This window comes from Micromonospora acroterricola, from assembly GCF_003172955.1.
Taxonomy (GTDB): domain Bacteria; phylum Actinomycetota; class Actinomycetes; order Mycobacteriales; family Micromonosporaceae; genus Micromonospora; species Micromonospora acroterricola.
Map to the genome: position 1 here is coordinate 108,862 of NZ_QGKR01000178.1, position 9,672 is coordinate 118,533.

The 9,672-nt window shown below is 70.3% G+C and carries 8 protein-coding genes and 1 pseudogene; 4 read left to right on the forward strand and 5 right to left on the reverse strand.

Going from position 1 to position 9,672, the window contains the following annotated elements:
- Positions 1-93: 93 nt before the first annotated feature.
- Positions 94-1,554 (forward strand): CCA tRNA nucleotidyltransferase, encoded by a 1,461-nt coding sequence (locus DKT68_RS12330; protein ID WP_109817552.1) that lies wholly within the window; start codon positions 94-96, stop codon positions 1,552-1,554.
- Between the two features lie 222 nt (positions 1,555-1,776).
- A complete protein-coding gene (locus tag DKT68_RS12335; protein ID WP_109817553.1) occupies positions 1,777-3,888 on the forward strand; it encodes a S8 family serine peptidase in 2,112 nt (703 codons plus the stop codon).
- 128 nt (positions 3,889-4,016) lie between these two features.
- Here DKT68_RS12335 and DKT68_RS12340 read toward each other — a convergent pair whose 3' ends face one another.
- Entirely contained in the window at positions 4,017-5,540 is a 1,524-nt protein-coding gene (locus DKT68_RS12340; protein ID WP_109817554.1) for a flotillin family protein, read from the reverse strand.
- Between the two features lie 26 nt (positions 5,541-5,566).
- A complete protein-coding gene (locus DKT68_RS12345; protein ID WP_236646853.1) occupies positions 5,567-6,088 on the reverse strand; it encodes an NfeD family protein in 522 nt (173 codons plus the stop codon).
- Between the two features lie 154 nt (positions 6,089-6,242).
- Here DKT68_RS12345 and DKT68_RS12350 point away from each other — a divergent pair, with 154 nt between their 5' ends.
- Positions 6,243-6,722 carry a methylated-DNA--[protein]-cysteine S-methyltransferase gene (locus tag DKT68_RS12350; RefSeq protein WP_109817556.1) on the forward strand — a complete coding sequence of 160 codons (480 nt, stop codon included), beginning with the start codon at positions 6,243-6,245 and terminating at the stop codon, positions 6,720-6,722.
- Positions 6,723-6,801: 79 nt separating this feature from the next.
- Here the strand turns inward: DKT68_RS12350 and DKT68_RS12355 are convergent, their stop codons facing one another.
- Together DKT68_RS12355 and DKT68_RS12360 are read right to left on the reverse strand one after the other, a co-directional pair.
- Positions 6,802-7,881, reverse strand: coding sequence for an inositol-3-phosphate synthase (locus DKT68_RS12355; RefSeq protein ID WP_109817557.1), 1,080 nt, complete (start codon positions 7,879-7,881; stop codon positions 6,802-6,804).
- A 23-nt stretch (positions 7,882-7,904) separates the two neighbouring features.
- Positions 7,905-8,543: a PadR family transcriptional regulator gene (locus DKT68_RS12360; RefSeq protein WP_074315526.1), complete on the reverse strand. Its 639-nt coding sequence runs from the start codon at positions 8,541-8,543 to the stop codon at positions 7,905-7,907.
- A gap of 174 nt (positions 8,544-8,717) precedes the next feature.
- On the opposite strand from DKT68_RS12360, the gene DKT68_RS12365 reads away from it, so the two are divergent.
- Positions 8,718-9,167: a DUF5318 domain-containing protein gene (locus DKT68_RS12365; RefSeq protein WP_109817558.1), complete on the forward strand. Its 450-nt coding sequence runs from the start codon at positions 8,718-8,720 to the stop codon at positions 9,165-9,167.
- A 139-nt stretch (positions 9,168-9,306) separates the two neighbouring features.
- On the opposite strand, the pseudogene DKT68_RS32655 reads toward DKT68_RS12365, so the two are convergent.
- Positions 9,307-9,672 (reverse strand): annotated as a pseudogene (locus DKT68_RS32655) (hypothetical protein); the annotation flags it as partial.

Genomic DNA, 9,672 nt, shown 5'->3' on the forward strand with positions numbered 1-9,672 from the left:
CCGACCCGCACGTCACAGACGATAGTCAACCGCTACCCGTTACCCGCGCCCGGCGGAGGGGATGCGGACCCGGCCCGATAGGCTGGCGATCCCATGTCCGAAGCCTCCGCTCCCCACGCCGCCGACCGCCGCGAACTCACCGCAGCGCAGCGCAACGCCGTCGCCGAACTGCTCCGGGTCTCCCCGGTCGCCGACGAGTTGGGCCGCCGGTTCGTCCGTGCCGGTCACGAGTTGCACCTGGTGGGCGGTTCCGTGCGGGACGCGCTGCTCGGCCGGCTCGGGGACGACCTGGACTTCTGCACCGACGCCCACCCCGACGAGACGTTGCGCATCCTCAAGGGCTGGGCCGAGTCGATCTGGGAGACCGGCCGGGAGTTCGGCACCATCGGCGCCCAGCGCGACGGCCTCCGGCTGGAGATCACCACCTTCCGCGCCGAGTCGTACGACCAGGTCACCCGCAACCCGGTGGTGGTGTACGGCACCAACCTCACGGAGGACCTGAAGCGGCGCGACTTCACCATCAACGCGATGGCGGTCAGCCTGCCGGAACACCGGTTCACCGACCCGCACGGCGGGCTGGACGACCTCTCGGCCAAGGTGATCCGTACACCCGCCGCTCCGCGGGAGTCGTTCGGCGACGACCCGCTGCGGATGCTGCGGGCCGCCCGGTTCGCCGCCCAGCTGCGCTTCGCCGTACACCCGGACGTGCACGCGGCGATGAGCCGGATGGCGGCCGACCTGGACCGGATCACCGCCGAGCGGATCCGGGACGAGTTCACCAAGCTGCTCTGCGGCGCCGACCCGATCACCGGGCTGCGGCTGCTGGTCGACACCGGGCTGGCCGAGCGGTTCCTGCCGGAGCTGACCGGGCTCAAGCTGGAGATCGACGAGCACGCACAGCACAAGGACGTTTACGAGCACACCCTGACGGTCGTCGAGAACGCGGTCTCCTACGAGGAGGACGGCTGCGACTTCGTCCTGCGGATGGCCGCCCTCATGCACGACGTGGGCAAGCCGGCGACCAAGGCCGTCGGGCCCGACGGCCGGGTCAGCTTCCACCACCACGAGGTGGTCGGCGCCCGGCTGACCAAGGCCAGGATGAAGGCGTTGCGCTACCCGAAGGACCTCACCGCGAAGGTGACCGGGCTGGTCGCGCTGCACCTGCGCTTCTACGGGTACGGGCGGGGCGAGTGGACCGACTCGGCCGTCCGCCGCTACGTCGCCGACGCCGGTGACCTGCTGCCGCAACTGCACAAGCTGACCCGCTCGGACTGCACCACCCGCAACCGTCGCAAGGCCGCCCAGCTCGGCGCCGACTACGACGCGTTGGAGGACCGGATCGCCCGGATCGCGGCCGAGGAGGACCTGGCCCGGGTCCGCCCGGACCTGGACGGCAACGCGATCATGGAGCTGCTCGGCGTACCGCCGGGGCCGGTCGTGGGACGGGCCTGGAAGCACCTCAAGGAGCAGCGCCTCGAGCACGGCCCACTGGACCGCGACGCCGCCGAGGCGGAGCTGCTGCGCTGGGCCCGCGCCGAGGGCATCCTCGGCTGAGGTCGGTTCGCCCGCCGCCCCCGCGTCCACGCGGAACGGACAGCTGTCTGGTCGGCGACCAAACGCGCTCGGATCGACCGAATGGCTGAGGTGGAGCGCTTTGATCGTCATCCATGATGGCTTGGCGTCCGTCGGCTACCGGTGCACTGACACCGCCGCCGACCCCACCGCCCGTCCGGCCGTCCGGATCGGACGGGCGACGACCAACGGGGAGATCACCTAGTGAAACGCCGTGGCGTGATACGCCGCTCGGCGGTGGCGAGCCTTGCTCTCGTCTCCGCAACCGTCATCGTCAGCGTCGGCACCGGTGGGGCCGCCATGGCCGAACCGTCCGCTCCGTTGCCGCCGAAACCCGCAAGCAAGTTGACCGGCGCCAAGCCGACCGCCAAGTTGGCCGCAGCCAAGCCGGCCGAGGTCGTGCCGGATCGCTACATCGTGGTCCTCAAGGACAAGAAGGCCACCCCGGCCAAGATCAAGGCTGCCGCTTCGGCTCTGGCCAAGGAGAACGGCGGCAGCGTCCGCCGGCTGTACAGCAGCGCCGTCAACGGCTACTCCGCCGCCATGTCCGTCAAGCAGGCCGGCAAGCTGGCCGCCGACCCGGATGTCGCGTCCGTGGAGCCGGTGGTCCGCTTCCACAAGAGCGGCACGCAGACCTCGCCCCCCTCTTGGGGCCTGGACCGGATCGATCAGGTTTCGCCCAAGCTGAGTGGCTCCTACACCTACCCCAACACCGGTGCGGGGGTGAAGGCGTACATCGTAGACACCGGCATCGACATCAATCACAGCGACTTCGGTGGCCGTGCCTCCCACGGCTACGACGCGGTCGACCAGGACAACGTGGCGCAGGACTGCAACGGTCACGGCACGCACGTGGCGGGCACCGTCGGTGGCACGAAGTTTGGCGTGGCCAAGAACGTCAACCTGGTCGCCGTCCGGGTCCTTGACTGCGAGGGTTCTGGCACCACCGAGCAGGTCTTGGCCGGGATCGACTGGGTGACCGCCAACGCACAGAAGCCTGCTGTGGTCAACATGAGCCTCGGTGGGCCGCACGACCCGAACTACCCCGCTATCTCCAACGCGGTCAGCAACTCCATCGCCACCGGTCTCACCTATGCGGTGGCCGCCGGCAACGAAGCGGACGACGCCTGCTCATACACCCCGGCCAGGGTGTCGGCGGCGATCACCGTCGGAGCCACCGACAGGATCGACCGTCGGGCCTCGACCGAATACTTCGATTCGAACTTCGGTCCGTGTGTCGACGTCTGGGCGCCGGGCGTGGACATCGTCTCGGCGGCAAGCGGAACCACTGATGGGTCGGTGGCCTTCAGCGGTACCTCGATGGCAGCGCCGCACGTGGCCGGAGCCGCTGCGCTTCTGCTTCAGTCGAACCCGTCGTGGTCCCCGTCCCAGGTGCGCAACACGATCGTGACCAGAGGGCTCGCTGGCGCGGTGCTGAACCCTCAGGGCGGGGTGGACCGTCTGCTCAACGTTGCGTCGGCCCTCTCTCCCGCGCGCACCTCGCACGGCCTGCTGGCGCGCTCCAACGGCTATTTCGTCTCGGCTGACGGTGCGGGCAGCAAGCCTCTGGCCGCCGTCGGCCCGGTGCTCGGCGGCTGGGAGAAGCTTGACATCGTCGACGCCGGCAACGGCTTGGTCGCACTGCGGGCGAACGTCAACGGTAAGTACGTCAGCGCCACCGGTGCCGGCACCAAGCCACTGATCGCCGTGGCCGCGTCGGTGAGCACCTGGGAGAGGTTCCAGCTGCTTCACAACATCGACGGCACGGTGAGCCTGAAGGCCACGGTCAACAACAAGTTCGTCAGTGCTCCCAACAACGGTGGCCCGCTGGTTGCCAGTGCTGCTACCGCCAGCACCTGGGAGAAGTTCGACCTCGAGACGAACCTGATCGTCAGCTTCAAGTCGGCCGCCAGTGGCAAGTATGTCTCCGCGGACGGTGCCGGGAGTAAGCCCTTGATCCCGCTGGTCTCGTCAGTCGGTACCTGGGAGAAGTTCGAGCTGTTCGATCTGGACTACTACGGCTACTTCGGCCTGCGTTCACTGGCCAATGGCAAGTACGTCTCGGCGACCGGTGCGGGAACGAAGCCGATGCTCGCCTCGGCCCCCACGATCGATGCCTGGGAGGCCTTCACCTTCTGGCACCGCGGTGTTGGTGCCACGGACGGGTCGGGCTGGATCTACGCGAACGTCGACGGCCAGGCGGTCAGTGCCGGCAGCGCCGGCACCAGCCAGCTGATCCCGAACAAGGACTTCGACTTCTGGACTCCGGACTTCGGTCTCTCGGCGGGCGAACGCTACGTCATCAACCTCGCCTGAACCAGCTACGGAACCACCCCCGGCGCCCGCCGGCACCCCTCCCTCGGGAGACGGTGCCGGCGGGCGCCGGCCGTTCGTGGGTCATCCGGTGCCGGCCGAACCGCTGACGGTCGGCCGGCCCCTCGGGCTCAGCGCGAGACGGCGCTGCCGTCCACCGTGCCGACCCCGGTGGCCGGCGCGGTGGCGTCGGTCCGCCCGGCACCGAGCCGGGCCAGCAGCCCGGCGAGGTCGATCCCGGTCAGGTCGCTGCCGAGCTGAAGCCCCTGGGCCACGTTGCCGGCCACCGACCTGGTCAGCGACGACGCGCCGTCGGTGGAGATGACGGTCATCTTGTCGATCGCCCCGATCGGTGCGCTGGCGGCCTCGACCACCTGCGGCAGCACCTTGACCAGCAGGTCCAGCACCGCCGCCTCCCCGTACGCGGCGAACGCCTCCGCCTTGCGCGCCATCGCGTCCGCCTCGGCCTGCCCCTTCGCGAGGATGGCCGCCGCCTCGGCCTGTCCCTCGCGCTCCACCGCCTCGGCGATCGCGGAGCGTCGGCGCTGCTCGGCTTCACCCTCCTTGGCGCCCTCGATGGCGTTCGCCTCGGCGAGCGCGGCGCGCCGGGCGCGCTCGCCCTCACCCGTGAGCCGAGCCTGCTCGGCGGAGGCCTGCGCGGCGGCGATGACCGACTGCCGCTGGGCGTCCGCGTGCAGCACCGCCGCGTTGCGGGATGCCTCGGCCTCCTGTTCCACCTTGTACCGGGCGGCGTCGGCCGGCTTGCGGACCTCGGTGTCCAACTGGCGCTGCTTGAGTTCCGCGTTGCGTTCGGCCACCTTCTGCTGCTCGGAGAGGATCGCCTGATCCCGCTCGGCCTGGGCGAGTGGCCCAGCCGCGGCCGACTTCGCCTTGGCCGCGTCGATCTCCGCCTGGATGCCGGCCTGCTTGAGGGAGAGGTTCCGGTTCGCCTCGGCGATGGCCTCCTCGGCGAGCAGCCGCTCCTGCTCGGCCTGCTGCCGGGCCCGCGCCTCGGCGATCGCCGCGTCCTTGAGCACCCGGGCGGCCTCCGGCCGGCCCAGGTCCTGCAGGTAGGAGCCCTCGGCGAGGATGTCCTGGAGCTGGAAGGTGTCCAGCACCAGGCCCTGGTTGGTCATCGAGTGCTCGGCCTCCTCGGCCACCGCGCTGGCGAACGCCGCCCGGTCCCGGATCACCTCCTCGACGGTGAGCCGGCCGACGATCGAGCGCAACGCGCCGGCCAGCACCTCCCGCGTGAAGTTGTCGATCTCGTCCTGCTGGTGCAGGAAGCGCTGGGCGGCGGCCCGGATCGCGTCCTCGGTGCCGCCCACCTTGACGATCGCGACGCCGTGCAGGTCGGTGCGGATGCCCTGCTTGCTCACTGCGCCCCGGATGCCGACGTCGATCCGCCGGCTGGACAGGTCGAGCGACTGGAGCTTCTGCACCACCGGCAGCACGAAGACCGAGGCGCCCAGCACGACCTTCTGCCCGGACATGTCGGTCGACCGGCCGCCGTCGGCGGTCTGGGTGGTGCGGCCCTTGCGGCCGGTGACGATGAACGCCTCGTTCGGCCCGGCCACCTTGATCCGGGAGAGCACGAAGAACACCAGGACGAGCACGAGGAGGATCGCGCCGCCGATGGCGATTAACAGGGGCATGGAGGAGTCCCGTCTGCGAAGAGGAGTCAGTAGGTCTCGACGTGCACGCTGGTCTCGCTGAGCGCCTGCACGACGAAGACCTGGGCGCCGACCGGGATCGGCTGGTCGGCGCGGGCGTTGAGCTTGACCGGCTGGCCGGCCACGCGTACCCGGACCTCGCCGTAGCCGTTGGCGGGCACCGGCGTGACCACCAGGCCGAGGGCGCCGACCAGGTCGTCCCGGGTGGGAGTGGGGTCGGTGCGCATGTTCCGCGCCGCCCGGCTCAGTCGCGACGCCAACCAGGCGGTGGGCACGGCGGCGAGCAGGCCACCGGCCGCCGCGCCCGCGATCATGCTGGGGGTACGGGCGCCGAGCAGCTCGTTGACGATGGCCCCACCGAACCCGAAGGCCCCGGCGAAGCCGGCGACCGTCTCGATCGAGATCGGCCCGTCCACGTCACCGTGCCCGAACTGGAAGAGTTCGGTGCCGAGCAGGGCGAGCGCCAGCACCCCGACACCCGCCCCACCGATGATCAGAAAGATGAGCGTCCCCGTGGCCACGACCTGCACGGTATCGACGGGACGCAACGTCCAACGGCTCTGAGATGTGGCCGACGGCGCAGGGGGCCCGAAGGGTCGCGGCAGGTTGCCGCCGAGGAGTGGTTCGGCCCGGCGCTGCTAGCCGCGGTCGCCCCCGGGTCTCCGCGTCGGGGACAATGGGTCGATGCGCTGGACCGTGCTCGACTCGCCGATCGGCGAGTTCTCCGTGGCCAGCGACGGCGCGAGCGTCTGCGGGGCGCACTTCGGCCGGGTCGACGCGGCGGCCGACGAGCCCGACCACGCGTTGTCGCGGCAGGCCGTCGCCGAGCTGCGGGCGTACTTCGCCGGTGAGCTGACCGGGTTCACCGTCCCCGTGTCGATTCCGCGCGGGTCGGAGTTCGAGCGGGCGGTGTGGCGGGAGATGACGCGGATTCCGTACGGCGAGACGCTGACGTACGGCGAGGTGGCGCGCCTGGTCGGTGACCCGGGGGCGGCCCGCGCGGTGGGGGTGGCCTGCAACCGCAACCCGATCCCGGTGATCGTGCCGTGCCATCGGATCGTCGGCGCCGGCGGCAAGCTGGTCGGGTTCGGCGGGGGTCTGCCCCGGAAGGTGCACCTGCTGGAGCTGGAGGCCCGGGTCGCCCTGCAACAGGCCTGGTCCTGATCCCCGGCGAGCGGTTCTGGACATCGGCGAGGGCCGGGTCCGTACGGACCCGGCCCTCGCCGTGTTGCTGCTCAGCGGGTCAGCGCGCGACCTCACCGGCGATGAACTCCTCCACGGCCTGGTGGGCGTCGTGGTCGGCGTACTGCACCGGCGGGGACTTCATGAAGTACGACGAGGCCGACAGGATCGGGCCGCCGATCTTCCGGTCCAGGGCGATCTTCGCGGCGCGGACCGCGTCGATGATGACGCCGGCCGAGTTCGGGGAGTCCCACACCTCGAGCTTGAGCTCGGCGTTGAGCGGGGTGTCACCGAACGAGCGACCCTCCAGGCGGATGTACGCCCACTTGCGGTCGTCCAGCCACGGCACGTGGTCCGACGGGCCGATGTGCACGTCGCTCTTGCTCATCTCGTGCGGGATCTGCGAGGTGACCGACTGGGTCTTCGAGATCTTCTTCGAGACCAGCCGCTTGCGCTCCAGCATGTTCATGAAGTCCATGTTGCCGCCGAAGTTGAGCTGGTACGTGCGCAGCAGCTCGACGCCGCGGTCCTCGAAGAGCTTCGCCAGGGCGCGGTGCACGATGGTGGCGCCGACCTGGCTCTTGATGTCGTCACCGACGATCGGCAGGCCAGCGTCCTCGAACTTCTTCGCCCACTCCGGGTCGGAGGCGATGAAGACCGGCAGGGCGTTGACGAACGCGCAGCCGGCGTCGATCGCCGCCTGGGCGTAGAACTTGGCGGCCTGCTCGGAGCCGACCGGGAGGTAGCAGACGACGACGTCGACCTGCGCGTCGCGCAGCGCCTGCGCCACGTCGACGGGGGTGGCGTCGGACTCCTCGACGATCTCGCGGTAGTACTGGCCCAGACCGTCGAAGGTCGGACCGCGCTGCACGCTGACGCCGGTCGGCGGCACGTCGCAGAGCTTGATGGTGTTGTTCTCGCTGGCGACGATCGCCTCCGCGAGGTCCATGCCCACCTTCTTGGCGTCCACGTCGAACGCCGCGACGAACTCCACGGCGGAGACGTGGTAGTCGCCGAAGGCAACGTGCATGAGACCCGGGACGCGGTCGTTCGGGTCGGCATTCCGGTAGTACTCGACGCCCTGAACCAGGGACGAGGCGCAGTTACCCACACCGACGATGGCGACGCGGACGGAGCCCATAGCGTCTGCCTCCTTCTTTTCTGTCACGGCCGCTCTTTCCTGGTCTCTCCAGGCGGAGGCGGGCTGTTGTCTTCTCGTCGGCCACCGGCTGTCCCGATGTTCGGGACCGTCGGGGCTCGGCCGGAGCGCTCGTTGGCGATGAGCTCCTCCAGCCAGCGGACCTCGCGCTCACAGGCGTCAAGGCCGTGGCGCTGCAGTTCCAGGGTGTAAGCGTCGAGGCGCTCGGCCGCCCGGCCCAGCACGTCACGAAGCCCTTCGCGACGTTCCTCGATCTTGCGGCGGCGACCCTCCAGAATGCGCAGTCGGGTCGCCTGGTCGGTCCGGGCGAAGAACGCGAAGTGCACTCCGAAACCTGTGTCGTCGTAGGTCTCGGGCCCTGCCTGTGCGATCAGCTGGGCGAAGCGTTCCTTGCCTTCCGCGGTGATTTTGTAGACCACCCGACCTCGTCGGCTGGTCAGCGCGGGAACCTCCTCGGCGGTAGCGGGTGTCTCGGCAGCTTCGGTGATCCATCCCGCCGCCTGCAACCTGCGCAGGGTCGGGTAGAGCGAGCCGTAGCTGATCGCCGCCCGGATCGCGCCGAGTTTGGCGGTCAGCTCCTTGCGCAGCTCGTAGCCGTGCATCGGAGACTCCTGCAGGAGGCCGAGGATGGCGAACTCGAGCACGGGCCCACCCTCTCTTACCCCCGGCGCGGAGCAGTAACCGCCGCGATGTATCGGACCGATACATCGCACGTTAGCGGTTCGGGGAGGCCGGGGCAAACCCCCGTTCCGGGATGCTGCTGTCACGGATCGTGACCGTGGTCGCCTGGTCGGGCCGGACCGCGTACCCTTCTCCGCATGCGTACGCAGCGCCAGGTCGTCGACTACTCGCTACAGAAGCGAGCGGTGCTGCGTGAGCTCCTGGCCGGGCGGGTCGGCACGTACGACGTCTGCGACGCGTCGCCGTACCTGAAGAACGCCGCTCGGTTCCACGGCGAGCCGACCGACCGGCGCTGCCCCATCTGCCGCAGCGAGAACCTGACCCTCGTCCACTACATTTACGGGGACGAACTCAAGCAGTCCGCCGGACAGGCCCGGACACTGGCCGAGTTGCCGGTGCTGGCGATGACGCTACGTGAGTTCCAGGTCTTCGTGGTGGAGGTGTGCCTCGGCTGTGACTGGAACCATCTCGTCGAGCAGTACCTGCTCGGCCGGGACGGCCTCACCAGCGACGGCGACGGTGTGGGTGAGCAGGACGCGGCGGGCGCCGGAGGCGCCGGTCGGCGGAGGCGAGAGGCGCAACGGTGATCTCAGCTGGTTCGACCGGCCCCGGGGCCGCAGACATGACCCGGGACGGCCGACCGCTCGTTGGTCTGATTGGCCCGATTGATACTGCAATGACCCCGACGAACCGGCACCCCCGTGCCGGCGTCCCGGGTGAAGCAACTCACGGCAACCCGGTGGCGGCGCAGTCGCGCCCCACCGCGACCGGCAGGGTGTGAGGAATGAACTCGTACGGCGATCCCAGTTCTGCGCGCGGGCGGGCCCAGTACCCGGGCCCGGACGGCGATCCCGGACCGGGCGCGGACGACGCGTACCGCCGATCCGGCGGTGACTCCGGCGGGACCGGATGGTCGGCCCCGCAACCGGCGGCGTCCCCCGGTCGTGCCTCGGTGACACCGCGGGCCGCCGGTGGGCGGGCCTCGGTGGGTGGTTCGGCCGCGGTGCCGCCGCGTGGCGGTGCGGCCGCCGGATCCGCCTCGGTGGGTTCGGCCGCGCCGGGCCGGGCCGGGCGGGCCTCGGTCCCCGTGTC